The organism is Rhodococcus sp. ARP2, from assembly GCF_001029585.1.
Classification (GTDB): domain Bacteria; phylum Actinomycetota; class Actinomycetes; order Mycobacteriales; family Mycobacteriaceae; genus Rhodococcus_F; species Rhodococcus_F erythropolis.
Window position 1 is genome coordinate 52,379 of record NZ_LEKE01000068.1, and the last position, 25,233, is coordinate 77,611.

Sequence of the window (25,233 nt, forward strand, 5' to 3'; positions counted from 1 at the left end):
CGGGATGAGGACGACCGGTGACACGGGATCAGAAGTGAAACCGTGCCTTCTTCAGGTCGACCCGACCCTCCTTGATCGGTACCCCTTCGAGTTCGAGCTTGGCGATCTGACGATGAGCCAGGTGCGCCGACGGTTTGCCGGAGGCGCCGAGAACCCGATGCCACGGCAGGTCGGCAGAGTCCGTCCGCATGATCCAACCGACCGTGCGAGCACTGGAAAGTCCTGCAGCATCAGCGATATCGCCGTACGTCGCCACGAAACCGGCCGGAATCGACGCGATGAGTCGCCGTACCTCTTCGATCTGCTCTTCGGTGGTGGCTGCCATGTCGGTTCCTTCAGAGCACGCTGCGAACGAGGGCGGCGACTTCGTCGGCCCGCACGTGCGGGACCATGTGGTCACAGTCGAATTCGACGCTGGTCAGATTTTCACCGAGGTGCTCGGTGAGCGCTGCCCGGAACTCGTCGGTGACGTACGGAGGCTGGACTTTCATTGCTTGAACCAGCACGGTCGGCATCGAAGGCGGTGGCAGCACGATCGGGCGAGCGAGTTCGCCCCACCCGGTCACGATCGCGGGCGTGGACAGGCGCCAGTTGACGCGCCCGTTGCCCAGTTGAATCAGGTGCTCGGCCATCTCGACGTCGAGGTCCTGGGTGGGAACCTCACCCCACGAGCCGTGAATCTTCTCGGAGTACGCCTCGGCCGCATCGGTGTAATCCGGTGAGCCGATTGTGAGTTCGGCCACTTCCTGCATGAAAGTCGGATCCAAGCCGATCGCTGGATCGAGCAGAACGAGCCCACGAACGCGTTCCGGCGCGGTGGCCGCGAGGTGAAGCGCCAGCATTCCGCCGAACGAATGCGCGACGATCACCACCGGTCCGTTTGCATGTTCGTCCAGTGTCTCGAGCAGGCTCTCCACGTGGGATTCGATGTTCCACGGGGGAGCCCAGGTCGAGCGCCCGTGACCGCGCAGATCGGGCGAGATCCAGCGCGCTTGGGGCAGTTGGTTCTCTGCCATCGACTGCCAACGGCGGCCGTGACCGGTCAGACCGTGCAGCGAAAGGATCTCCGGCGCCCAGACGGGTCCGTAGAGATACGTATGGAGTGCAGACACGAGGTCAATCATGCCGGATGCAGGCGATGTGTGAGTTGTCGGTGCGCTCTGGTGGAATGCCTGGGTGAGTGAGACGGCAACACGCAGCAAGGTCACCATTCCGCGGGCGCGGTTGGTGCACCGAACTGCGCCGTCTCCGATACCTCGAACGTGGGATGAAGGGACGACGCGGCTCTTCGCGCCGCCGTCCGAGGATCCGTTCCAGCTCGCGTTCGGCCCTGTTTCTTTCGGTTCGGCAGCGGCTTGGAATCCCTGGCAGGTACTCGGCAGTCCCGGAACCGGCAAGACGTCCCTTCTCGTGGATCTGGCAGTGCAGAAGATCTCGGGTGGCGAAGATCCTGAATCGGTCCTGGTGCTCACCCAGTCACGCCGAGCCGCGACGCAGGTCCGCGAGCAGATCACCGCTGGGTTGCTCGGGTACCAACAGGAACGCGGACCGCAGGCAACCCGTGAGCCGCTGGTACGCACCGTTCACTCTTACGCCTTTGCCGTTCTCCGGCTTCAAGCCGCAGCACACGGCAACGCGCCGCCACGCCTGATCACCGGCGCCGAGCAGGACTCGGTGCTCCGCGAGATGTTGCGCGGCGACATCGAAGACGGTGCGCTCCGGTGGCCGGAGCGCCTGCGACCCGCATTGGGTTTGAACGGCTTTGCCGTCGAACTTCGAGATCTGATGCTGCGAGCCAACGAGCGCGGGCTCGGCCCCGAAGATCTGGTCAAGCTCGGCAAGAAGCGTGGCCGTCCGGAGTGGGTGGCGGCCGGGCGGTTCGCCGAGGCCTACGAGCAAGGCGTGCTGCTGCGCGGCAGTGTCGGTGTCGAGGCTCCGGAGGCGACGGCGCCGGCGCTCGACGCGGCCGAGTTGATCGGTGCGGCATTGACCGCGTTCGCCACCGATCCCGAATTGCTTCGCTCCGAGCGCGCTCGGATCCGGCACCTCCTTGTCGACGACGCACAACATCTGGATCCGCAGGCGGCGCAACTGGTTCGGTTGATCGGAACCGGAACTGCGGGCACGGTCATCGCCGGTGATCCCGATCAGTCCGTGTTCGGATTCCGCGGTGCGGATTCGGCGTTCCTGCTCGGACTGGCCGAGCGTGGAGACGAGCGCCAGATCGTTCTGCCCGTCACGTATCGCAACAACGCCGACGTCGCGTCGATCGCGGCCAAGATCGCTGCGCGGCTGCCTGGCAACTTGGCTCATCGCATCGCGGTTCCATCCGATCTCACCGATGAGAATCCGGGACGGGCGTCGGTGCGGGTTCTTGGTACGACGGCCAAAGAGGCGGCAGTCGTCGCAGATACCTTGCGCCGGGCGCATCTGCTGGACGGGATTGCGTGGTCCGACATGGCCGTCATCGTGCGGTCGGTCCCGCGCACTCTCGCCCCTCTCCGGCGAGCCCTGCTCGCGGCGGGGGTGCCCGTCACGACCGCTGCCACCGAATTGCCGCTCGCGCGGCAACACGGAGTGTCCGGCCTGCTGCTGGTCCTTCGGGCGCTCGGCGGCGATCAGTTCACCGGCGACGACGCGCTTGCCCTGATGGCCGGTCCCATCGGCGGCGCCGAACCGGTCACCCTGCGCCGGTTGCGTCGTGGCCTGCGCCGGGTCGAGTTGGCATCGGGAAGTGATCGGGACTCCTCGGAGTTGTTGCGGCTCATTCTGATCGACGAGGATCGTGCGCAGTCCAAGCGCCTGATGGGCAAGCTGACAGACGTCGAAGCTGCGGCCCTCAATCGCGTGCTGTCGGTCCTTCGCAAGGCCCGAGTGCCTCTCGAGCGTGGTCTCGGGGTCGAAGAAGTTCTGTGGGCGGCCTGGCAGGCGACGGGGCTGGAACGGCGGTGGGCGGCCGCGTCGGCGCGCGGCGGACCGATCGGCTCACAAGCCGATCGAGACCTCGATGCCGTAGTCGCACTCTTCGACGCGGCTGCCAACTACGTCGACCGGCTGCCGCGTTCGCAACTCTCCGGTTTTGTCGACTACTTGACCAGCCAGGAGATACCGACCGACTCGCGGAGCCGATCGGTCATCGCTCCCGACGCCGTCACCGTGGTCAGCGCTCACGCCGCGGCGGGGCGCGAATGGGCGGTTGTGGCGGTGGCGGGTGTGCAGGAGGGGCTCTGGCCGAGTTTGCGGGCACGCGGCTCGCTACTGCGTACCGAAGCACTTATCGACCTGGTCAACGGAGTCTCCGACGGCAGTGACTCGGCTGCCGAACGACTCTCGCGAACCGCGCCACTTCTGGCCGAAGAACGCAGGTTGTTCCTGGTCGCCTGTAGCCGTGCTCGTCGCCGTCTGCTGATCACCGCAGTCGAATCGGCTTCGGGGGACACCGACTTGGTGCCTTCGCGGTTCGTGGACGAATTGATCCGTGGTGACGCGTACTCGGACGACCCGTCCTCCGATCTCGACGTCGTTGCACCCGAGACCGGGGATACCCGGGTTCTGTCGCTGCCTGCACTGGTCGCACAGCTTCGCAGCGTGGTGTGTGATCCCGACATCGCGCATTTCGACCCCGAGAAGCATTCTCGGGCTGCTCGCCAGTTGGCCCGTCTGGCTGCGGCCGGAGTACGAGGCGCGCATCCGGATCAGTGGTACGGCACAGCCGAGCCGAGTACCGCTGCTCCCATGTGGCAGCCCGAGGACGGACCGGTTTCACTGTCCCCGTCCACCATCGAGCTTCTCGAAACATGTCCTCTCCGATGGGTGTTCGAGCGTCATGGTGGCAGCGACGGAGACAACACTCATGCGATCGCCGGTACGCTGGTCCATACCTTGGTGCAGGCACTGGCCGGCCGGATTCCACCGGATCAGGTCGAGAAGGCACTCGAAAATGCCTGGGAATCCATCGATCTGGGATCGCAGTGGTACTCGCGCCGTGAACTCAATCGAACTCGGGAGATGCTGGCGACGTTCACCGCCTGGATGAACGCAACTCGCGGTGAGCTGACCGAAGTCGGCGTCGAGGTCGCGGTCGAGGGGGTCCTCGAACCGCGCGAAGAAGGAGCGCCTGCGGTCAAGCTACGTGGCCGGATCGACCGGCTCGAGCGCGACACCGAAGGTCGCCCGGTGGTTGTCGACGTCAAGACTGCGCGAAACCCCGTCAGCAACGAGGCCGCGCAATCTCATGCGCAGTTGGCGGCGTACCAGGTCGCAGCGGCCGAAGGTGCGATTGCCGGCGAACCGGCCACACAACCCGGCGGTGCGCGCCTGGTATTCGTGGCCAAGTCCAACAAGAAGGACGGTGCGGCGCAGCGAGTTCAGCCGCCGCTGACGGCCGAAGCTGTCGAGATGTGGCGAGACGTCATTCACAACGCAGCGGCAGCGACCCAAGGGCCGCAGTATCTGGCCAGGGTCAACGACGGATGTAGACATTGCCCGGTGCGTTCGAGTTGCCCGGCACACGACGAGGGACGACAGGTGAGTAACTAAGTGGCTGCCGCGACGCAGAAGGCACGCCGACCGAAGATCGACCCTGTCGACCTGGCGGTCGCGCTCGGTCAGCACCCTCCGACGCCCGAGCAGGCAGCAGTGATCGCCGCACCGCTCGGTCCGACATTGGTGGTCGCCGGCGCCGGTGCCGGAAAGACCGAGACGATGGCTGCTCGCGTCGTGTGGCTGGTGGCCAACGGCTTCGTCGACCCCGAGGCGGTTCTCGGCCTGACCTTCACGCGCAAAGCGGCGCAACAGCTCACGTCGCGAATCCGCAAGCGGTTGGCGCGGCTGGCGGGTTCGGACGTTCTGCGGGCACTCGACCCGACCGGCGGAGTGCGTTCCCGGATTCTGGCCGGCGAACCCGAAGTCAGTACCTACCATGCTTACGCGGGACGGTTGCTCTCCGAACACGGACTGCTGTTGCCCATCGAACCCTCGGCGACGTTATTGTCCGAGACCGAACTGTGGCAGGTTGCGCACCGCGTCGTGAGCGGCTGGGACAGTGATCTGGACACCGACAAGAATCCGGGTTCGATCACCGAGACCGTTCTGGCTCTTGCCGGTCAGTTGGCGGAGCACCTGGTCGATCCCGAGCAGTTGCTCGAGGCACACACCGAGCTGGACAAGCTGATTCACACTCTGCCCGCCGGCCCGAAACAGCGGGGTGGACCGAGCAAGGAGCTGTTGAATTACCTTGATGTGCAACATAAGCGCATCGAACTGTTGCCTCTCGTCGCCCGGCTGGGTGAGACGCTGCGGCGTGAAGGCGCATTGGATTTCGGCAGCCAGATGTCGCTGTCTGCCCGGGTCGCCGCCGAGCATCCCGAGGTCGGGCAGACCGAGCGTGAGCGCTTTCGGGTGGTTCTTCTCGACGAGTACCAGGACACCGGTCACGCTCAGCGAGTGTTGTTGTCCTCGTTGTTCGGTGGGGGAGCCGACGGCCGCTTGGCACTGACGGCCGTCGGCGATCCGATGCAGTCGATCTACGGTTGGCGCGGCGCGTCGGCGGCCAACCTGCCACGGTTCGCAACCGACTTCCCGCTTGCCAACGGAAAACCGGCTCCGACGCTCGAACTGCTCACCAGTTGGCGTAACCCGCCGGAGGCTCTCGAGCTGGCTAACCTGTCGTCGGCACCGTTGCGTCGACGCGGCGTGGCCGTCAGTACCCTGCGTGCACGGCCGGGAGCCGTCGCCGGAGACGTTCGACTGGCGCTTCTGGGCGACGTCGAACAGGAACGTCAGTGGGTGGCGGAGAAGATCGCCGAAGAATACGAGGCGGCACGTGCCGAAGACCGCCCGACGCCCACGGCAGCGGTGTTGATCCGCCGGAACGCCGATGCCGCTCCGCTGGCCGAGGCCTTGCGGTCCAAAGGTCTGCCGGTCGAAGTGGTCGGACTCGGTGGGCTCCTGCACACACCCGAGGTTGCGGACGTGATCGCCATGCTCCGGGTGGTCGCCGATCCGCTTGCAGGAAGCGCAGCTGTTCGGCTGCTCACCGGCGCGCGATGGCAGATCGGCGCGAAGGACCTGGCCGCACTCTCTCAACGCTCCCGCGAACTTGCCATCTCCGCGGGATACGGAACGGCGGGTGCGGTCACCGACGCCGAGGCGCTCACCTCGGCGGTCCACGATGCTCTGCCCGGGGAGAACGCCGAGCAAGCAGGATTGGTCGACTCGATCTCCGATCCAGGCCCGGCAGAACGCTATTCGGCTCTCGGGTACACACGCATCAACGCGATAGCGGCAGAGTTGGCGTCGTTGCGCGAACGTATCGGCCAGCCGCTCACCGAATTGGTGGCGGAGGTCGAGCGGGTGCTCGGGATCGGAATCGAGGCGGGCGCACGGACCCGAGTCGGCGTCGTCGGGACCGCGGGCCGCGAGCATCTCGACGCCTTCGCCGACGTCGTCGCCAACTACGCGACGCGTCCAACTGCCAATCTGACCGGGATGCTGGCTTTCTTCGCGGCAGCTGAACAGATCGAAAAGGGCCTCACGCCAGGCGAAGTGGAGGTGGCGCCGGATCGGGTCCAGATCCTGACCGTGCACTCGGCGAAGGGGCTCGAATGGGAAGTAGTGGCGATCCCGCATGTCAGCGACGGGGTGTTCCCCTCGTCCACCGCGTCCGGATCGTGGCTCGGGGCGCTCGCCGAACTGCCACCGTCGTTGCGTGGTGACCGGGCGGTCGACGCGGATTCGGCCGACGGAGTTCCGGTGCTCGACCTCGAGGAGCTCTACAACCGCAAGGACCTCGAGAACGCGATAACGGCGCACAAGAAGGCCTTGTCCAACCGTCGACTGGACGAGGACCGGCGGTTGTTCTACGTCGCGCTGACCAGAACCGAACGGGCGCTGTTCATCTCGGCGCATCACTGGGCGGAATCCGGTTCGGAACCGAAGGGGCCTTCGGAGTTCCTGGACGAGCTGCATCAGATGGTCACGGCCGACAACGATGCCGATGAGGAAGACTCACGCGGTGCGATCGGTGTCGTGGAGGAATGGGCGCCGGCCCCGGAACCCGATACCGAGAACCCGTTGGCCGCCACGCCCCGTACGGCGCAGTGGCCGCCGGATCCGCTGGGTGCGCGGCGCGGCGCCGTCGAGGCCGGAGCCGCGAGCGTCCTGTCCGCTCTCGCTTCGCTGCCGCAAGACAGCGAAGAGGCGGAAGAACCGGAGGACGATCCGGAGAACTGGGCCTCGGACGTCGACGTGCTCCTGGCCGAGCGCGAGGCCCGCGCAAACGCGCGTGCCGAAGTGATTCTCCCGGCGCAGCTTTCGGTGACTCAGCTCGTCGACCTCAAGGCAGATCCGGACGAACTGGCGGCTCGCCTACGTCGTCCGCTGCCGTATCCGCCTAACCCGTTGGCTCGTCGTGGAACCGCTTTTCACGCCTGGATCGAGCGAAGGTTCGGTGCGACTCGGCTGTTGGATCTCGACGAGCTACCCGGCGCCGCGGATACCGGCGCGGGTCCCGAGACCGACCTGGTGAAACTTCAGGATGCGTTCTTGCGGTCCCCGTGGGCCAATCGCAGCCCGATCGAAGTGGAAGTTCCTTTCGAAACATCCATTGCCGGAACGGTTTTGCGCGGTCGGATCGACGCTGTGTTCGCCGATCCCGACGGCGGATGGACGGTGATCGACTGGAAGACCGGTGCCGAACCGTCGGCCGCCAACGAGGACGCTGTTGTGATGCAGTTGGCCGCGTATCGGGTGGCCTGGGCCGAATTGATGTCAGCCAGAGCTCGTTCTGCGGGGCGCAACGAACAGTTTCCGGCCGACAAGGTGAGGGCGGCGTTTCACTACGTTCGATCGGGTCGCACCATCGCACCCGAGAACCTGCCGGACGGTGAGGCTCTCGCTCGCCTCATCCGAACGGCAGGCGCGCAAGATTAGCTTGCGTTTCGACGAGCCTTGAGTGCTTCGGTCACCAGCGGGACCTGCAGGGGGAGACGTGCGATCGAACCGATCTTCTGCGGTGTGGACGTCTTCGGGCTTCGGCACCAGTCGATCGCCATCTGGATGTTGGCGGGGAACACGGCAACAAAGAGCGCGGCGGCAAGGCCCGCGCCGAGCTTGCGGGTCTTCGGCACGGCCAAGGCAGCGCCGATCGCCAGTTCCGCGACGCCGGACACCTGGGTGTAGGTGCGGGCCTGTCCGGGAAGCTGGCGGGGAACGGTGCTGTCGAAGAACGAGGGCGCTGCAAAATGCATGGTGCCGGCGCCGAGAAGGAGGGCCGACAAACGAAGAGCGGCCGCTTGGCTGGGAGTGGACGTCGAACCGGTGAAAGGCATTTGCCCAGCCTGCCTCACGGTGGACCTTCTTGCCACTACCGGCGCCACGACCCGCGCGCTATTCGGCGCCCGAGTTCCGAAGTCGATCTTCGAGGGTTACGCTGCCTGCCGATGTCCGTGTAGGTATTTCGTAAGTTCGAGTGAGAGAGTCGATGTATGGCCGGTAAGCTCCGGGCGCGTTTGACCAGGTCGGAAGCATTGACCGATCAGCCTGACTTCGCCCTTGTCGGGGTGCTGCGCATTCCCCAGCTACAGACCAGTCCGGCGCGGGCCATCTACAAGCGAGTTCTCATCGCATTGGGTGCTCTCGGCGCCGCCGTGTTGATCGTCTACATCGATCGCGCCGGATACCGAGACGCACAGGACAACGAGCTGTCGCTGCTCGACTGCATCTACTATGCGACGGTTTCGCTCTCGACCACCGGCTACGGCGATATCACTCCGTTCACTCCGTCGGCGCGCCTGGTCAACGTCCTGTTGATCACGCCACTTCGAATCTTCTTCTTGATCGTGTTGGTCGGAACCACACTTTCAGCTCTGACCGAGAGTTCGCGTCAGGCGTTCAAAATTCAGCGTTGGAGGCAGCACGTGCGTAATCACACCGTCGTCGTCGGATACGGGACCAAGGGGCGGACGGCAATCGAAGCAATGCTCGGTGACGGTGTACCGGCGTCGGAGATCGTGGTCGTCGATACCGATCAGACAGTCCTCGACTCCGCGGCGAGCAAGGGCCTGGTGACGGTGTTCGGTTCGGCGACGAAATCGGACGTACTCCGGTTGGCAGGTGCGCAGAATGCGTCGTCGATCATCGTCGCCACGAATCGTGACGACACCGCAGTGCTCGTGACGCTGACAGCCCGCGAAATCGCGCCGAAAGCCAAGATCGCCGCAGCCATCCGTGAAGCCGACAACGCGCATCTTCTGCGTCAGTCCGGCGCAGACTCGGTGGTCGTGTCCTCGGAGACGGCAGGTCGACTCCTCGGCATCGCGACCACAACGCCCACTGTCGTGGAGATGATCGAAGACCTTCTGACCCCGGAAGCCGGATTCGCGATCGCCGAGCGCGCAGTCGAACGTGACGAGGTCGGCGGCTCTCCGCGTCATCTCTCCGACATCGTGCTCGGGGTAGTTCGCGACGGCCGTCTGGTTCGCGTCGGTTCGCCCGAGGTGGACGCCGTCGAGGAGAACGATCGCCTGCTCTACATCCGCCGCGTCACGAACTGAGTGCTGCCGAGCTTCGTGCGCGCAGTAATGTCGTGAGCGTGAACGACTTCCAGCTGACCGAAACACCGCTGCTCTCACGCTCGAGCGTCGGCCGCGCCGAGGAATTGCGGTCGGATGCCGCCGCACTGACCACGGGTTGGGCGGACGCGCTGCTCCTCCGTGTGAATTCACGGGGTCAGGTCAAGGTCTCACCGGAAGGTCAGTTGGTCTTCGCCGAGGCAACCGAACTGGGTCCGGAACCGGTGCGCGGTGCAGTGTTCCTGGGAATTCGGGAGAATCGCCACGTCTGGGCGGTGCGGGTGTCGCTGCTGGCGGGCACGTTGTCCGAGTTGCGCATGCTCGGCGGAACACTCGACGACGCCGACGCCGGTTTGTTGACCGGTGCCGTCGCGATTCTCAACTGGCACGACAGTGCCGGATTCAGCGCTATCGACGGCGCACCGAGTGAACCCACCATGTCCGGCTGGTCACGCATTTCCACGTCCACCGGCCACGAGGAGTTTCCCCGAACGGATCCGGCGGTCATCTGCCTGGTGCACGACGGCGGCGATCGAGTTCTACTCGCTCGTCAGCCGACCTGGCCGCAGCGACGTTTCTCGATTCTCGCGGGATTCGTCGAGGCCGGGGAGTCGCTCGAAACGTGCGTTGTCCGCGAGATCAAGGAAGAAGTCGGCATCGACGTGCACAGCGTTCGATACCTCGGGAGCCAGCCTTGGCCGTTCCCTCGCTCGGTGATGTTGGGCTTCGCCGCAATCGGCGACCCCGCCGCTCCGCTTCTGTTCGCGGACGGCGAGATCGCCGAGGGCACCTGGTTCACGAAGGACGAGGTGCGTGCCGCTCTCGAACTCGGCGACTGGGGTTCGGAAGCGGACGCGCCACTGCTGCTGCCCGGCTCGATCTCCATCGCTCGCGGAATGCTCGAGAGCTGGGTCAAATAAGAGCTGGGTCAGACAGCAGCCTGAAAGGCTCTACAGTCCCAGGGCCTGCTTGACCTGGTTGAGCGACGGGTTGGTCGCGACGCTGCCGTCGCCGTACTTCACGGTCGGAACGACGTGATTTCCACCGTTGACGCTGCCGACGAAATCGGCTGCTGCCGGATCGTTCTCGATGTCGATCTCGGTGTACTCGATTCCCGACGCGTTGAGCTGCGTCTTGAGGCGGCGGCAGTAGCCACACCACGTGGTCGAGTAGATGGTCAGGGCAGGCGCATTTTCGGTAGAAGTCACGGCCGATATAACACCACGACCGAGAGCGTTGTTCCGTATCGGCCCGTGTTCTCTTGCCCACATACCGTCGGGCGCGGCGAATGGAGTGTCGGAACGTCCTGCCATGATGGTCCCCATGCCTGCGGACACCGGACTGGATCCAGAACAATCGGCCGCCGTGCTCGCGCCACGCGGCCCGGTATGTGTCCTCGCGGGCGCTGGAACAGGCAAAACCCGCACCATTACCCGCCGGATCGCGCATCTGGTTGCCGACGGTCATGTCTCCGCCGGGCAGGTGCTTGCCGTGACATTCACCGCGCGAGCGGCCGGCGAAATGCGTGGACGGCTTCGTGAGCTGGGGGTTGGTGGGAGTGGGCCGCAGGTACAGGCTCGCACCTTCCACGCCGCCGCTCTTCGTCAACTCAAGTACTTCTGGCCGCAGGTGATCGGTGACACGCCGTGGCGTCTGCTCGATCGGAAGTTCGCGGTTGTCAGCAGTGCCGCCGCTCGTGTCGGGTTGTCCACCAGTACGGAAAGCGTGCGCGACCTCGCCAGCGAAATCGAGTGGTCCAAGGCCTCACTGATCGCGCCCGAGGACTACCCACGCGCGATAGCCAAGATTCGTCGCGAGGCGCCGGTCGATGCCACCAAGGTTGCGCAGGTCTACGCGGCATACGAAGAGCTGAAGGCACGTGGCCAGGACGGAATGCTCCTCGATTTCGACGATCTCCTACTTCACACCGCGGCTGCGCTCGAAGAGCATTCGACGGTTGCCGACGAGTTCCGCGAGCGGTACCGCTGCTTCGTGGTCGACGAGTATCAGGACGTCACCCCGCTGCAACAGCGGGTGCTCGACGCCTGGCTCGGCGACCGCGACGACCTGACCGTGGTGGGCGATGCGAATCAGACCATCTACTCCTTCACCGGCGCCACCCCGAACTATCTGTTGGACTTCTCGCGGAAATTCCCCGAAGCGACCGTCGTCCGGCTCGAACGGGACTACCGCTCCACCCCTGAGGTCGTGTCGCTGGCGAACCGCGTGATCGGTGCAGCGCGCGGACGGATCGCCGGGACGCGTCTTCAGTTGATCGGGCAACGCGCTCCGGGGCCTGAGCCGGAGTTCATGGAGTTCGACGACGAGCCTGCCGAAGCGCTCGGCGTTGCGCGGGCGATCAAACGGCTGATCGCGGCAGGCACTCCAGCGGCCGAGATCGCTGTTCTGTATCGGATCAATGCTCAGTCGGAGGCGCACGAGCAGGCACTCACCAAGCTCGGCATTCCGTTCCAGGTGCGTGGTGGAGAGGGCTTCTTCACCCGCACCGAGGTCCGTCAGGCAGTGGCGGCGCTGCGTCAGGCCGCCGGACGAGACGACCTTCCCGAAGGCGCAGACAACGGCGAAGCGCTGGTTTCACTGGTTCGCGCTGTACTCGCGCCACTCGGTCTGACCAACGAAGAACCTTCGGGCACGCAGGCCCGCGAGCGCTGGGCGTCGCTCTCGGCTCTCGTGGCGCTGACCGAAGAACAACTCGTCCACGAACCCGAACTGTCGCTCACCGGGCTTCTACAGGAGCTAACAGCCCGAGCCGAGGCGCGGCACCCACCGACCGTGCAGGGCGTGACGTTGGCTTCCCTTCACGCGGCCAAGGGGCTCGAATGGGATGCGGTGTTCCTGGTCGGCCTCAACGACGGCACCCTGCCGATCCAACACGTTCTCGGCGACGCCAATTCGGGCGCCGACGACGTCGCGGTGGAGGAGGAGCGTCGGCTTCTGTACGTGGGTGTTACCCGCGCCCGCGAGCATCTGCAGCTGTCTTGGGCATTGGCTCGCAATGAGGGGGGACGCAAGTCCCGTCGCCGGTCGAGGTTCCTCAACGGGCTCATCCCCGAGGACTCACCGGCTTCGCGCGTTGCCGCGCCGTCGTCGGGGAACAAGAAGCGTCCGCGCTGCCGCGTCTGCGGCAAACCGTTGATCGGGACGTCGGCGACAATGCTCGGGCGCTGCGAAAAATGCCCGTCCAATGTCGACCTGGAATTGCTCGAGCACCTCAAGGCCTGGCGGCTGGACAAGTCCCGAGAACTCAAAGTTCCGGCCTATGTCGTCTTCAGTGACAACACACTGATGGCTATTGCCGAACAACGACCACAAGACAATCGCGGACTGGTTTCGATCCCTGGAATCGGGCCGAAGAAACTCGACAACTTCGGGGAAGACGTACTAGCTGTCATTCGCGGCGAACTGCGTGCGGCAACACTCGATATCTGAAATGCATCCGAATCGACAACGGTGAGTTACATAACCGCAGGTCAAAAATAGGTTGTGCAGATTCGACGAATTCTCTACTCTGGTTTTCAGTGTTACGGGGCAACCTGTGCGCAGAAACTATCCGGACCGACACGAAATGGAGGTGGCAAAAAAATGACGAACTTGATCTCGTATGAAGCGTGCGCAAGCGCAAAGTTCGCTGTTGCCGCCCCCATGCTGCCGCGTGCAGCGGGATGGGCGCAGCATGCGTTCCGCCTGCGCCCTCAAGCAGCAGCAAAGAAAGCAGCTGTCGAGTCCGTGTTCTTAAGCCATCGAGGTATTTCTCGGTAGGACACATCCGTTCACTTACGGCCACGGACCCGCAGCCCCTGCGGACCGTGGCCTTTGTGTTGGATACCCCTCTTTATCCGGTTTCCGACTCGGCTCAGGTTCGCACCCATCGAACCCATATCGTGCGACACAGTTTCGCATCCGAGCACTAGGAGACCGAGTTGTCTGCCCAGACAATCCGCGTGGAATCCGAAAACTCCACCACTGCAGTAACTTCCACCGACGTCACTTCGGCTGCAGTCACGTTCATCGAGGTCGCGTCCCCCCGCCGCGACCTGCCGTGCCGGGCATCCAACCCCGATCTCTGGTTCGCCGAAGCTCCGGCCGAACTCGAGCAGGCGAAGGCACTGTGCGCGCAGTGCCCCATCCGTTCCCGTTGTCTCAGTGCGGCTCTCGACCGCGCCGAGCCGTGGGGGGTGTGGGGAGGCGAGATCCTCGATCAGGGGGCCGTCATAGCGCGCAAGAGACCGAGGGGGCGCCCACGCAAGCAACTCGTGTGCGCGTGAGAGCCCTATTCGGCGGAGCCGGTGTCTTAGTCGGCGGAGCCGGCGTCTTATTCGGCGGAGCCGGTGTCATCCAGAACCGGCTCCGCGAACCCTGGCAACCAACGAGTCAGGATTTCCATGTACGGGGCATATGCGTCCAACTGGGCGCATATGCCGACCGAACCGAGAAGAACTCGGAAGATCATCAAATACTCGGCCGGAAGGTTGAGTGCACGGGCCGTTCGGAACTGCGCACTGTTGAAGTCAGTGGCGGTTCCGGCGGCCTTTTGCAGCCACGACCGAGTGAAGTGAAATGACTCGGTCTGGATCGGGTCGGTGAAGGGTCGCAGGTAATCCGCGATCTCCTTGTCGGTCACCGTGCGTCCGGGAATCACGAAACCGTTGGCGCGCAACAACTCCGTCAATTCGTCGAATTGTTCCTCGACAGCCAAGCGCACCATCGTGCCGAGAACCCGTGGCAGTCCGTTCGGGAACGGCGCAGCAGCACCGAAGTCGATGACGCCGAGTCGGCCGTCCTCCAGAAGCATGAAATTGCCGGGGTGCGGGTCGCAGTGGAGCAAGCCGACACGGGCCGGAGACGCGAAGTGGAATTCGGCGAGTAATGCACCGGCAGCATTGCGCTGCTCCGGCGTTCCACTTTCGATGATTCTGGTCAACGGGGTTGCCGTCATCCATTCGGTCACGACCACTTTCGGCGCGCTCGCCACGACGTGCGGGATCACGAATTGGGGATCGCCGTCGAATTCTTTTGCAAAAGCTCGCTGATTGTTCGCCTCGATCCGATAGTCGAGTTCTTCCTCGGTGCGCGCGGTGAACTCCTCGATCACGGGGCGCACATCGACACCGGGCATGACCGAACCGAAGAGACCGGCAAATCTGCCCAAGGTCTTGAGGTCGGCGCGTAGAGCTTCGTCGGCGCCGGGGTACTGAACTTTCACGGCCACGTCGCGGCCGTCCGCCCAGACCGCACGGTGAACCTGCCCGATGCTTGCCGACGCGGTCGGTTCGTCGTCGAACGACTGGAATCGGTCGCGCCATTTGGTTCCGAGTTGCTGATCGAGCATCTTGTGTACTTGCTTGGTCGGCAGCGGCGGGGCGGCGGCCTGGAGCTTGTTCAGCGACTCGCGGTACGGCTCCGCGAATTCCTCCGGAATCGCCGCCTCCATGACGCTGAGCGCTTGGCCCAGCTTCATCGCGCCGCCCTTGAGTTCGCCCAGCACCGCGAACAGTTGCTCGGCGGCCTTCGCGCTCAATTGCGCGTCGATCTCGCCTTTGTCGCCGCCGGCGAGCTTGCGTCCGAAGCCCATGGCGGCGCGACCGGCCATCCCCAGGGGGATGCTCGCGAGTTTGGCAGTACGGGCAGAACTCTTGCGTGGGATCTCGGACACCACACCATCATGTCTGACTGGGGCGTCCTTTGCCCGAAACAGGTGCCAGGTATTGGCAACTGCAAGATATTTGCCGAGGCCAGCGCCTGGTTGTGATCCGATACGGACGGAGCGCGATCTCGAGCGTCGACGACAGACTCGCCGCATGCGTCGCCGCTGTCTCGGATAATGCGGAGTCGATCTCGGCCAGGGCCAGCGCGACACTTGCATGGATCATCGCCGATTCCGCGTGGCCGGCGCTGCCGAGTAGCTGCGCGGACAGATGAAGCCAATGAGGGTCGAGTTCGGATCGGATGATGTCGGCGCATCGCAGGCAACTCGACTGGCCCGGCACGACAAGAGGACCGATCACGCCGTTGCCGTCGCGGATGCGGACGGAAAGGTGGGGGAGTCCGCAGCGAACGAGATCGCTGACCAGGCGAGGATCAGTGACAACGTCGTCGGCCAGGACCACCAGTTGTTCGTTCCACGTGCGCACGACGTCGGTGTTGCGATACCCGCGCGAGCGACGCGTGCTTACCCCGCCGGTGACCAGGGCGCGCTCGACGGCGTCCGAGAGTGGACCGACACCGTGGATCCGGACGGACACGGTCCTCCTGGCGGCAGTGTGGACGAATCCGGAATCGGTGAGTTGCTCGAGCAACTTCTCCGTCACCGACGTCGAAATCCCGCGCGTCGATGCTTCCCACAGGATGGTCGCGCGGGATCTGGAGCCGTCCATTTTGCGGAGGATCGACTTCACCGCGCGCGCATCGACCCCGACAGGCAGCGTCAGCAGGACGGCACGTCCGGGTGTCCATCCCAGCTGCAGCCGACCGTCCGGGCGCGACAGAACAGCGATCCGCGGGTCCCATCGGGGTCCCGCGGATCGCTGTGACGTGCTGTTCTGTGTGGTGTCGTCTTGCGTGTCACCGGTCATCGTTCGATGCTGGCACGGCGGGCCGTCGGCGAGTCCGCGTCAGTGACAGTTATCCACAGGACGTCAGCATGGCTGAACTGCGAAAATGTGTCGAGAAGGAATTATTTCTCTTCGTCGTCCTCGCGGGTCTTGTCCATCGCTGCCTCGGCCGCACGCTCTTTTGCCTCGACGGCTTCGAGCTGGGCGATCGGGTCGTCGAAATTGCCGGCTTCGCCGCCGCCGAGGACCCGGGCGACAAATCCGTCCGGTGCGTCGAGATCGCTCGAATCGGGCATGAGGTCGGGATGTGACCAGACGCCGTCACGAGTGTCCATACCGGCTTCCGCGGTGAGCTTCTGCCACAACCCGGCCGCTTCACGGACCTTGCGAGGACGAAGTTCGAGTCCGACCAGCGTCGCAAAGGTTTGTTCGGCGGGGCCGCCGGTGGCACGGCGACGCCGCAACGTCTCGCTCATCGCGGCAACACCAGGCAGTCGCTCGCCGAGTGCGGCGGTGACGACCGTCTCCACCCAACCCTCGACCAGCGCGAGCAGAGTCTCGAGCCGTTCGAGAGCGGCTTTCTGCTCCGGGGTGTTCTGCGGCTCGAACGTGCCCTGCTGCATCAGTGCTTCGAGCTTGCTCGGATCGGTGAGAGCGGACGGGTCGAGGTCCTTGGCAAATTCTTCCATCGCCGAGAAGTCCATCGTGATCCCGCGGGCGTATTCCTCGACTGTGGCGAGAACACGCTGTCGCAGCCACGGAACGTGACTGTAAAGGCGCTGATGAGCTGCTTCCCGCGCGGCGAGGAACACCAGAACTTCCTGATGCGGCTGTTCGAGACCCTCACTGAACGCCTGAACCGCAGCGGGGAGAAGGGCCGCGGTGCCCTCTGGTCCGAGGGGCAAGCCGATGTCGGTGGAGGAGAGCACCTCGGTGGACAGTTGGCCGAGTGCCTGGCCCAATTGCGAGCCGAACGCGAGTCCACCCATCTGGCCGAGCATGCCCAGCATCGGGCCCGCCATCTGCTGTGCTTCGGCGGGAAGTCCCTGGACCCACATGCCCGCCACCTTCTCGGCCACCGGATCACAGAGCCGCTTCCACGTGTCGATCGTGTTGTCGAGCCAGTCGTTCGGAGTCCAGGCGAGAGTGCGGCTCGCTCCGGCAGGAAGCGTCGTTGCGGCGTCCAGCCACATCTCGGCCAGATGTGCGGCGTCGGCGATCGCCTTGACATTGCCCTCGGTGATCGGTGTAACCGATCCGATCTGTTGGCGTGCCAGCTTCTTGGCGATGTCGTAGTTCACCGGACCGGAAGTACCGCCCTGGCCCATCGACGAGCCCATCCCGCTCAGCATCTGACCGAACTGGGTGAGCATCTGGCCGAGCTGAGCCGGATCGAATCCCTCACCGCCCGCGCCGAACCCGAACGGCGTGTCACCACCCCCGAACGGATTGCCACCCGCCGCGTTCTTGTCGCGATCGGGATCGTCGTCGGAGTTGGAGAAGCCGAACGGCATATTGCTCATACCTCAACGGTACAAGGCTCGAGCGGTCGGAGTCGCCCTCCGAGTCACGCTGACGGCGAACACGCACGGCGCTCAGGCGGTGCGATCGGTGCTCCGGCGCCTTCGCGCTTTACTCTGGATCAGGTGAATCGACGGATAGTGACGCTCTTGGCCGCACTCGCACCCATCGTCGTGTTGGGAGTCGTCGGAACAATGGTCACTGTTCCTTATGTCGCACTCGGTCCTGGCCCCACCTTCAACACCCTCGGCGACGTCGACGGTAAGCCCGTCGTCGACATCCAGGGGACCGAGGTCGATCCCACCGACGGCAACCTCAACATGACAACGGTGTCGGTTCGCGACGGCCTCAACGTCTTCGAAGCGTTCGGACTGTGGGCGAGTGGCAGCAACGGACTCGTCCCTCGCTCGGAAATCTATCCGCCCGAGAAGTCGAAGGAAGAGATTCAGCAGGCCAACACCGCCGACTTCCAGCAGTCCGAGGACAGTGCCGAGTTGGCTGCACTGCACTTTCTCGGCAAGCCGGTGGCACTCACTGTCTCGAAGGTGACCCCGGACGGCCCCGCTGCGGGTGCCCTGCAAGAAGGCGATGTCCTGGTCAAGATCGGCGACACTCCGGTAACCACCATCACCGGCGTTCAGGACACGGTCGGTGCGATCGCGCCAGGCACCGCGATCGACGTCACCGTCCTTCGCGAGGGTGTGGAGACCGTTGTGCCGGTCACCGTCGGGGCGCGGCCCAACAAGCCCGAATCGGGTTACCTCGGCGTCACGCCCAACGAGGTCCCGGACGTTCCCTTCACCGTGCAGTTCAACCTTGCCGACATCGGCGGTCCTTCTGCCGGACTGATGTTCACACTGGCCTTGGTGGACAAGCTGACTCCGGGGGAGCTCAACGGCGGAAAGTTCGTGGCCGGAACGGGCACCATCGACTCCGACGGCGAGGTCGGTCCGATCGGCGGTATCAGGTACAAGTTGATCGCCGCCTCCGAAGCCGGTGCTGAGACCTTCCTCGTGCCGGCCCAGAACTGTGACGAGGCGAAACAGAATGCGCCGGACGGGCTTCGACTCGTCAAGGTCGACAACCTGCCCGGCGCAGTGGACTCACTCGAAAGCCTCAACACGGGCGGCGACGCACCCCGCTGCTGAAACCTGCCTTGCCGAAGACAGGCTCGGTCAGTCTTCTTCTTTCAGTCTTCTTCGACCTCGTCGAGCGTCGCGTACAACGCGTGAACCAGGTGAGGTGCAAGACCGTCGTAGGTGAGCAGTTCCAGGTCGCCGTACGGATCCGCATCCTCGTCGGGACGCATCTGCAGAAGCGACAGCGAAGGACCGTCACGGAGCACGCCGACGAACAGTCGAGCCTCGCGTCGATCGGGATGCGCGTTGGCCGTCAGTCGCGCGACCTCGTCCGCAGCATGCTGATCGGTCAATACCGGCGCCGTGGCGTGATCGAGATCCGATTCCGCCTCGGGCGGCAGGACGACGATCTCCTGAACCAGGATGCAACCCTGCACCGACTCGGGCCAATGCGTCGTTGCCAGGAACTCGTCGAGTGCCCGTGAACCGCCGATGATGTCCTCGGGAAGCGATTCCTGTTCGATCGGTGTGTATTCGGCGCCCTCGGCGAGTTGGTCGAGCAGTCCGGGTTCGGCCGCGGCGAGCATTTCGGTAGGCACCAACGCGTACAGCTTCGGCGGTTGATCCCAGCCTTCGGCGTCGATGTGGTCGACAACTTCATGAACGCACCGGGCGAGGGCACTCGGTGATCTGCTCATATTCTCTTCACTCACACGTTCATCCTCCCACCTTCTGTCCGGCTCTCTGCTCTCCGTGTTGTCAACCCGTGACCGTTGTTACGTAGAGTGGTCGGAAACGGCCAAGTCCACTCGGGCGTGGCCGCAGTGATCGATGCAATCGGTTGCGACGCCACGGCGTCGCCAAATCTTGGAGCGTGGCACGTGGGCATGCGGCCCCCCGCAGGTTTACCCTCTCTGTCCAGACGCAGTCGAATCTTGTTGGTGGTGGCTGTCGTAGTGGCGGCCTTGCTGCTCGTGGGGCCGCGACTGATCGGCATGTACACGGACTGGTTGTGGTTCGGAGAAGTCGGCTACCGCGGTGTCTTCACCAAGGTTCTGCTGACGCGATTCGTGCTCTTCCTCGTGGTCGGAATTGTCGTCGGAGCCATCGTGTGGCTCGCGATGCTTCTCGCGTACCGCGCACGTCCGGTGTTCGTTCCGGTCTCCGGACCCAACGATCCGATCGCGCGCTACCGCACGACCGTCATGTCGCGACTTCGTCTGTTCGGCGTGATCATTCCGGTCGCGATCGGCATTCTCTCCGGTCTCATCGCGCAGGCCAACTGGGTCACGATCCAGTTGTTCCTCAACGGTCAGCCGTTCGGCATCACCGATCCTCAGTTCAACTTGGACGTCGGCTTCTACACGTTCGATCTGCCGTTCTACCGCTTCGTTCTGAATTGGTTGTTCGTCTCGATTCTGCTTGCCTTCGTGGCAAACCTGGTCACCCACTACGTTTTCGGTGGGATCAAGTTGGCCGGGCGCGCTGGCACATTCACGACTGCCGCACGTATTCAACTGGCTGTCATCGCCGGCACCTTCGTGCTCCTCAAGGCGGTGGCGTACTGGTTCGATCGGTACTCGTTGATGTCGAGTAGTCGTAAGGAACCGACGTTCACCGGTCCGGGCTTCACCGACATCAATGCGGTTCTGCCGGCGAAGCTGATTCTGTTGTCCATTGCGGTCATCTGCGCCTTGGCGTTCTTCGCCTCGATCTTCACGCGGGATCTTCGGATACCGGCCATGGCAGTCGCTCTACTGGTTCTTTCGTCGGTGCTCGTCGGTGCGGTCTACCCGATGATCGTCGAGCAGTTCTCCGTCAAGCCCAATGCGGCGCAGAAGGAGAGCACGTACATCGAACGAAACATCGAAGCGACCCGTCAGGCGTACGGGATCACGGAAGAAAACGTCGACTACGTCGACTATCCGGGAGTTGGCACCAAGCAGCCCCAGGACGTTCCGGCCGACCGGACCACGATCGCGAACACCCGACTGCTGGATCCGACGATCCTGTCGCCGACGTTCACCGCTCAGCGTCAGCTCAAGAACTTCTACGGGTTCCCGCAGACGCTCAACGTCGACCGCTACGAACAGGACGGCCAGTTGCGCGACTTCGTTGTCGCAGCGCGTGAGCTGTCGCCGAACAACCTTTCCGGGAACCAGACGGACTGGATCAACAAGCACACGGTCTACACGCACGGCAACGGTTTCGTCGCGGCCCAGGCGAACGAAGTCACGGCCGTGCAGGGCGACAGTCAGAACAACACCGGTGGTTACCCGATCTACTCGGTCAGCGACCTGACGACCACGCCCGAGAACGAGAACCTCAAGGTGGACAATCCGCGGTCGTACTACGGCGAGGTGATCAGCCAGTCGGACGCCGATTACTCGATCGTCGGTTCCGTCGACGGCGAGGGACCTCGTGAGTACGACACCGACACCTCGAAGTACACCTACACCGGTTCGGGTGGTGTCTCGATCGGCAACTGGTTCAACCGTCTTGCATTCGCGGCGAAGTACACCGAGCGCAACATCTTGTTCTCGAGTGCAATCGGCTCGAACTCGAAGATCATCTTCAAGCGTGATCCGAAGGAAAGGGTCGAGGAGGTCGCGCCTTGGCTGACGACCGACGGCGCTGCCTACCCCGCAGTGGTCGACGGCAAGATGCAGTGGATCATCGACGGCTACACCACCGCCCAGGACTACCCGTACGCGCAGCGCAGTTCGCTCGACGGGTTGGTCGAGGACAGTATCGACCAGACAACCGGGCGCCTCATTCCGCGTCAGGAGTTCTCCTACATCCGTAACTCCGTGAAGGCCACGGTCGACGCCTACGACGGCACGGTCACGCTCTACCAGGTCGACGAGCAGGATCCGGTTCTGAAGGCGTGGATGGGAGTCTTCCCGAACACGGTGAAGCCGAAGAGCGAAATCTCGGACGACCTGCAGGCGCACTTCCGCTACCCGGAAGACATGTTCAAGGTTCAGCGAGAGATGCTGGCGAAGTACCACGTCGACGATCCGAGTGAGTTCTTCACCAACAACGCGTTCTGGTCGGTTCCGAGTGATCCGACGATCGACACGTCGGCCAACCAGCCGCCGTACTACGTGCTGGTGGGCGACAAGGACACCGCGAAGGCGGATTTCCGTCTGACCAGTCCGATGGTCGGGTTCAGTCGTGAGTTGCTGTCGGCCTACATCTCGGTGGCGAACGACAAGGAGAACTACGGCAAGTTCACGGTGCTGCAGCTGCCGACCGATACGCAGACTCAGGGTCCACAGCAGGCTCAGTCTGCGATGACGTCGGATTCGCGTGTTGCTTCGGAAGTGTCACTGCTCAAGCAGTCGAACAAGATTCAGTACGGAAACCTGCTGACTCTGCCGATTGCCGAGGGCGGAATCCTCTACGTCGAACCTTTGTACTCGCAGCGAAACTCGCAGAACGCGTTCCCTCAGTTGGCGCGTGTGCTGGTGAGCTTCAGCGACACCAACGGCATTCGGATCGGTTATGCACCGACCGTCTCCGAGGCGATCAGTCAGATTTGGCCGGGCGCAGGTTCGGCAGCGACTGTCACCCAGCCGGCACCCGATCCGGATACCGGAGCGCAACCGGAAACGCCGACTACTCCGACGGCACCGGCCCCGCCGGCTTCTTCGGATGACGTCACGAAGGCGCTGGCCGAGGTCAATTCGGCAATGGCGGCATTGAAGTCGGCGCAACAGAGCGGTGACTTCACCAGCTACGGTGCTGCGCTCGACCGCCTGCAGAAGGCTGTCGACGCGTACCAGGCGCTGCCGAGGTAAGCGGCGTCAGTTCATGAATAGCAGAAGGCCCACCATCCGATCGGATGGTGGGCCTTCTTGTGTGCTCAGTGAAGCTGTATGAGCTGAATCAGCGCAATGCTGCAACGATCGGTGCGTTGGCATCGGAGAGCTGCTGGAACTGTGCGGCGAATCCGTACTGGCCGGCGAGGTCACGAGCGGTGTCGTAAGCCTGCTGTGCGGCGGGCTTGAGCTCGGCCGGGATTTCGACGGCGGGAGCAACTGCGGGTGCCTCGGCGACGGGAGCCGGTGCTGCGGCGGGAGCCTCTTCGACTGCCGGCTCGCTTGCGACGGTCAGACGCTGGCCGCAGACGGGCCATGCGCCGGGGCCCTGGCTCTGCAGGGTGTTCTCGGCGACGCGGATCTGCTCTTCCTTGGAAGCGTTGGCGGGCGAGCCGGTGCCACCGTTGGCGGTCCAGGTGCTCTGCGAGAACTGCAGGCCGCCGTAGTAGCCGTTTCCGGTGTTGATGTTCCAGTCGCCACCGCTCTCGCACTGTGCGACGCCGTCCCAGTTGTGGGTGGCTGCGGAAGCGGTGCCGGTGCTCATGGTGAGGGGCACTGCGACAAGTGCGCCGGCTACTGCCAATGTGCCGAATGCACGCTTGCTGATGCTGGTGTACGTCATGTCGGGGTAAATCCTCTCCGCGCTTGCTGACATCGGCGGGCCTGCGGGTCGGCGATGGTGCTGACTTTCCCGGGCGCTTGTCTCTCCGTGTCTCTGCCCCTCGAAGGTTTCGGGGGTTCCGATCCCGCGGGGCAGAGTGGAGCAGCGGCGGGTCGGCGTTCGCCCGGTTGATTCGGGCCGGGACCGACCGTACGGGAGCGCTGAACGAGGGTCGATTCGCGATTTTCCGGACCACCTGGTCTTCTCCCATCCAGGATTTTCGGCGTTTGTGCTGGTAGAGCCTTTCCGATGCCGTTTCGAGGTACGTTCGTTACATGCTTGTTATGTGTTGATGCTCACGGGCATTTTGTGAACCCAGTCACCCGATTCTTCGACTTTCAGGCGTGTATTTCGCTCCAGCGCAGGCGATTTGCGTTCCGTTCATCTGCTCGTGTAACTTTGTCAATGCATCGCGGGGTGGAGCAGCTCGGTAGCTCGCTGGGCTCATAACCCAGAGGTCGCAGGTTCAAATCCTGTCCCCGCTACTAGAAAAGGACCGCCGCACTGGATTCCAGTGCGGCGGTCCTTTTTTGTGCGCAGCCGTCGTAGGGTGGCGACGTGCGACTCTCGAAGATTCTTTTGGCGATGGCGGTGACTACTTCGCTGGTGGCCACCGCTCTGGCGTTCTCGGCAGGAAGCGCTGCCGCCGGTGGGCGGATCACCGATGCGAAGCGCGTGGTCTTCATCGTTCCAGGGCAGCAGCTCTACAACTCGGGAGAAACGCACCAGGCGACCTACCGCGCCCTCGACGAGGCACTGAGCGCTGCTGGCTACGAGACACACTTCGTCGACGCACCCGGCAAGATGATTGCGGCCGACGCCGAGCTGATTGCCGATTCGATTCGCTCCTACGCTGCCGGCGCTGACTCCGTCGGGGTGATCGCGCACAGTGCGGGTGGACTGAGCTCCCGGTACTACGCGAAGTTCCTCGGTGGCTCCGAAGTAGTGGATTCATTCGTCGCCATCGGTGCTCCTCAGTACGGTAGCCCCGGTGGCTGCGTACAAGGCCCTGCCGACGGTTACGACACCTGCATGTTCTCCGAAGTTCTCACCAAGCTCAATGCCGGTGAGGACACTCCTGGATCTGCCTACTATTCGGTGGTGCAGAGCTCAGGCGAGTGGGCGGACGGTCGGTTGGACGGGGGCCAGTGCCGGGTGTACATCGATGGCGTTCCCGGGGCCGGAACCGGAGCAGACCATCTCACCGAGCTCGAGCATCCAGAGGTCATCTCGGGAGCGATCAGCGCTTTGGGGCGCGACTGTGTCGGTACGTTCGTGGACGAGAACGACGGCGACATCACCTGGCCTGACACGTTGTTCCCGTCATTTCGGTAAAGCTTCAGGTCCGGGTTGTTCGGACGAGTAGCCCGGCTACGTGTGCGCTCGCGGCAGTTCTGGCCCCCAAGGCGTCACCCGATTCGATGGCCGCGACTATACGAGCGTGCTCGGTGACGGCGATCCGCCGATTGAGCTCGAGGCTCCACATGTCCGAACGGTAGAGATGTGACTGTCCGTCGAGACGATGTAGGGCTTCACTGAGCGGGTGATTGCATGCAGTCTCACGAATCAAGGTGTGGAACTCGAGGTCCAGCGTCGAATCGCGACGCTGATCCGGCGGGCTCTCGAGAAGTTCGCGTTGCACCTGCACCATCTTGTTCAGCTGTGACACGGTTTCATGCGTGGCATTGGCCGTCGCGTTGAACGCCGCGAGACCGTCGAGTACCTCACGCACCTCGAAGACCGCGCGCAGAGACTCTGCGTCAAGCGAATCGACTTTTGCACCCGCATTTCGGGTGTGGACCGCGATGCCCTCGTAGATCAACTGCTGCACGGCCTCGCGGACCGGCGTTCGACTGACATTGAGCTTGCTCGCCAGCGCGGGAACACTCAGTGGTGTCCCCGGCGCCAGCTCTCCCGAAAAGATCAGTTCTCGAAGCGTCTCGTGCACGGACTCGGTGAGCAAAGCTCGTTCGGTGGTGGTCATCTTGTCCTCACTTCGATCCT

19 protein-coding genes and 1 tRNA gene are annotated in these 25,233 nt (G+C 63.8%); 10 read left to right on the forward strand and 10 right to left on the reverse strand.

All coding sequences use genetic code 11. The features are described from left to right. Positions 1-28 precede the first annotated feature (28 nt). Together ABX74_RS19205 and ABX74_RS19210 are read right to left on the reverse strand one after the other, a co-directional pair. Positions 29-325, reverse strand: coding sequence for an MGMT family protein (locus ABX74_RS19205; RefSeq protein WP_047889471.1), 297 nt, complete (start codon positions 323-325; stop codon positions 29-31). A 10-nt stretch (positions 326-335) separates the two neighbouring features. Next, positions 336-1,124, reverse strand: a complete 789-nt coding sequence (locus ABX74_RS19210; RefSeq protein ID WP_020969238.1) for an alpha/beta hydrolase — start codon at positions 1,122-1,124, stop codon at positions 336-338. 52 nt (positions 1,125-1,176) lie between these two features. Between ABX74_RS19210 and ABX74_RS19215 the strand changes: the two genes are divergently transcribed. Together ABX74_RS19215 and ABX74_RS19220 are read left to right on the forward strand one after the other, a co-directional pair. Continuing rightward, the gene (locus ABX74_RS19215; RefSeq protein WP_020969239.1) at positions 1,177-4,539 is read left to right on the forward strand and encodes an ATP-dependent helicase; all 3,363 of its coding nucleotides are present in this window, start codon (positions 1,177-1,179) and stop codon (positions 4,537-4,539) included. Beyond that, complete coding sequence (locus ABX74_RS19220; RefSeq protein ID WP_047889472.1) at positions 4,540-7,932, forward strand: ATP-dependent helicase; 3,393 nt, start codon at positions 4,540-4,542, stop codon at positions 7,930-7,932. Here ABX74_RS19220 and ABX74_RS19225 read toward each other — a convergent pair. Then, a complete protein-coding gene (locus ABX74_RS19225; RefSeq protein WP_019747824.1) occupies positions 7,929-8,330 on the reverse strand; it encodes a membrane protein in 402 nt (133 codons plus the stop codon). The genes ABX74_RS19220 and ABX74_RS19225 overlap by 4 nt on opposite strands. 156 nt (positions 8,331-8,486) lie before the next feature. Between ABX74_RS19225 and ABX74_RS19230 the strand changes: the two genes are divergently transcribed. After that, the gene (locus ABX74_RS19230; protein WP_003942296.1) at positions 8,487-9,554 is read left to right on the forward strand and encodes a potassium channel family protein; all 1,068 of its coding nucleotides are present in this window, start codon (positions 8,487-8,489) and stop codon (positions 9,552-9,554) included. 38 nt (positions 9,555-9,592) lie between these two features. Further along, positions 9,593-10,492: an NAD(+) diphosphatase gene (gene nudC, locus ABX74_RS19235; protein WP_007731249.1), complete on the forward strand. Its 900-nt coding sequence runs from the start codon at positions 9,593-9,595 to the stop codon at positions 10,490-10,492. A gap of 30 nt (positions 10,493-10,522) precedes the next feature. Here nudC and ABX74_RS19240 read toward each other — a convergent pair whose 3' ends face one another. Further along, entirely contained in the window at positions 10,523-10,780 is a 258-nt protein-coding gene (locus ABX74_RS19240; protein WP_003942350.1) for a mycoredoxin, read from the reverse strand. 103 nt (positions 10,781-10,883) lie between these two features. On the opposite strand from ABX74_RS19240, the gene ABX74_RS19245 reads away from it, so the two are divergent. After that, the gene (locus ABX74_RS19245) at positions 10,884-13,022 is read left to right on the forward strand and encodes an ATP-dependent DNA helicase UvrD2 (protein WP_029537946.1); all 2,139 of its coding nucleotides are present in this window, start codon (positions 10,884-10,886) and stop codon (positions 13,020-13,022) included. Between the two features lie 512 nt (positions 13,023-13,534). Next, positions 13,535-13,858 (forward strand): WhiB family transcriptional regulator, encoded by a 324-nt coding sequence (locus ABX74_RS19250; RefSeq protein ID WP_047889473.1) that lies wholly within the window; start codon positions 13,535-13,537, stop codon positions 13,856-13,858. Between the two features lie 47 nt (positions 13,859-13,905). On the opposite strand, the gene ABX74_RS19255 is transcribed toward ABX74_RS19250, so the two are convergent. The 3 genes from ABX74_RS19255 to ABX74_RS19265 form a co-directional block, all read right to left on the reverse strand. Further along, positions 13,906-15,249, reverse strand: a complete 1,344-nt coding sequence (locus tag ABX74_RS19255; RefSeq protein WP_020907132.1) for an ABC1 kinase family protein — start codon at positions 15,247-15,249, stop codon at positions 13,906-13,908. A gap of 4 nt (positions 15,250-15,253) precedes the next feature. Further along, entirely contained in the window at positions 15,254-16,165 is a 912-nt protein-coding gene (locus ABX74_RS19260) for a hypothetical protein (RefSeq protein ID WP_053062054.1), read from the reverse strand. Positions 16,166-16,266: 101 nt separating this feature from the next. Beyond that, on the reverse strand, positions 16,267-17,667 hold the full coding sequence (locus ABX74_RS19265) for a zinc-dependent metalloprotease (protein WP_024487215.1): 1,401 nt from the start codon (positions 17,665-17,667) through the stop codon (positions 16,267-16,269). Between the two features lie 123 nt (positions 17,668-17,790). Between ABX74_RS19265 and ABX74_RS19270 the strand changes: the two genes are divergently transcribed. Further along, positions 17,791-18,813, forward strand: a complete 1,023-nt coding sequence (locus tag ABX74_RS19270; RefSeq protein ID WP_042951437.1) for a PDZ domain-containing protein — start codon at positions 17,791-17,793, stop codon at positions 18,811-18,813. Between the two features lie 41 nt (positions 18,814-18,854). On the opposite strand, the gene ABX74_RS19275 is transcribed toward ABX74_RS19270, so the two are convergent. Beyond that, positions 18,855-19,457, reverse strand: a complete 603-nt coding sequence (locus ABX74_RS19275) for a PPA1309 family protein (protein WP_019747831.1) — start codon at positions 19,455-19,457, stop codon at positions 18,855-18,857. Between the two features lie 174 nt (positions 19,458-19,631). On the opposite strand from ABX74_RS19275, the gene ABX74_RS19280 reads away from it, so the two are divergent. Beyond that, positions 19,632-22,547: a UPF0182 family protein gene (locus tag ABX74_RS19280; RefSeq protein WP_223257968.1), complete on the forward strand. Its 2,916-nt coding sequence runs from the start codon at positions 19,632-19,634 to the stop codon at positions 22,545-22,547. Between the two features lie 88 nt (positions 22,548-22,635). Here ABX74_RS19280 and ABX74_RS19285 read toward each other — a convergent pair whose 3' ends face one another. Further along, positions 22,636-23,190, reverse strand: coding sequence for a transglycosylase family protein (locus tag ABX74_RS19285; RefSeq protein ID WP_019747833.1), 555 nt, complete (start codon positions 23,188-23,190; stop codon positions 22,636-22,638). 450 nt (positions 23,191-23,640) lie between these two features. Here ABX74_RS19285 and ABX74_RS19290 point away from each other — a divergent pair. Further along, positions 23,641-23,714 (forward strand) — tRNA-Met (locus ABX74_RS19290). Positions 23,715-23,787: 73 nt separating this feature from the next. Further along, complete coding sequence (locus ABX74_RS19295) at positions 23,788-24,564, forward strand: esterase/lipase family protein (RefSeq protein ID WP_029255060.1); 777 nt, start codon at positions 23,788-23,790, stop codon at positions 24,562-24,564. A gap of 4 nt (positions 24,565-24,568) precedes the next feature. Here the strand turns inward: ABX74_RS19295 and ABX74_RS19300 are convergent, their stop codons facing one another. After that, complete coding sequence (locus ABX74_RS19300; protein WP_020907137.1) at positions 24,569-25,213, reverse strand: GntR family transcriptional regulator; 645 nt, start codon at positions 25,211-25,213, stop codon at positions 24,569-24,571. Between the last annotated feature and the right edge of the window lie 20 nt (positions 25,214-25,233).

What these genes read in the sequence shown, in the direction of transcription:
- ABX74_RS19245 (WP_029537946.1), top strand. Translation starts at nt 10,884, where the DNA reads ATGATGGTCCCCATGCCTGCGGACACCGGACTGGATCCAGAACAATCG.
- ABX74_RS19280 (WP_223257968.1), top strand. Translation starts at nt 19,632, where the DNA reads ATGCGGCCCCCCGCAGGTTTACCCTCTCTGTCCAGACGCAGTCGAATC.
- ABX74_RS19230 (WP_003942296.1), top strand. Translation starts at nt 8,487, where the DNA reads ATGGCCGGTAAGCTCCGGGCGCGTTTGACCAGGTCGGAAGCATTGACC.
- ABX74_RS19265 (WP_024487215.1), bottom strand. Translation starts at nt 17,667, where the DNA reads ATGAGCAATATGCCGTTCGGCTTCTCCAACTCCGACGACGATCCCGAT.
- ABX74_RS19285 (WP_019747833.1), bottom strand. Translation starts at nt 23,190, where the DNA reads ATGACGTACACCAGCATCAGCAAGCGTGCATTCGGCACATTGGCAGTA.
- ABX74_RS19205 (WP_047889471.1), bottom strand. Translation starts at nt 325, where the DNA reads ATGGCAGCCACCACCGAAGAGCAGATCGAAGAGGTACGGCGACTCATC.
- ABX74_RS19300 (WP_020907137.1), bottom strand. Translation starts at nt 25,213, where the DNA reads ATGACCACCACCGAACGAGCTTTGCTCACCGAGTCCGTGCACGAGACG.
- ABX74_RS19210 (WP_020969238.1), bottom strand. Translation starts at nt 1,124, where the DNA reads ATGATTGACCTCGTGTCTGCACTCCATACGTATCTCTACGGACCCGTC.
- ABX74_RS19225 (WP_019747824.1), bottom strand. Translation starts at nt 8,330, where the DNA reads ATGCCTTTCACCGGTTCGACGTCCACTCCCAGCCAAGCGGCCGCTCTT.
- ABX74_RS19260 (WP_053062054.1), bottom strand. Translation starts at nt 16,165, where the DNA reads ATGACCGGTGACACGCAAGACGACACCACACAGAACAGCACGTCACAG.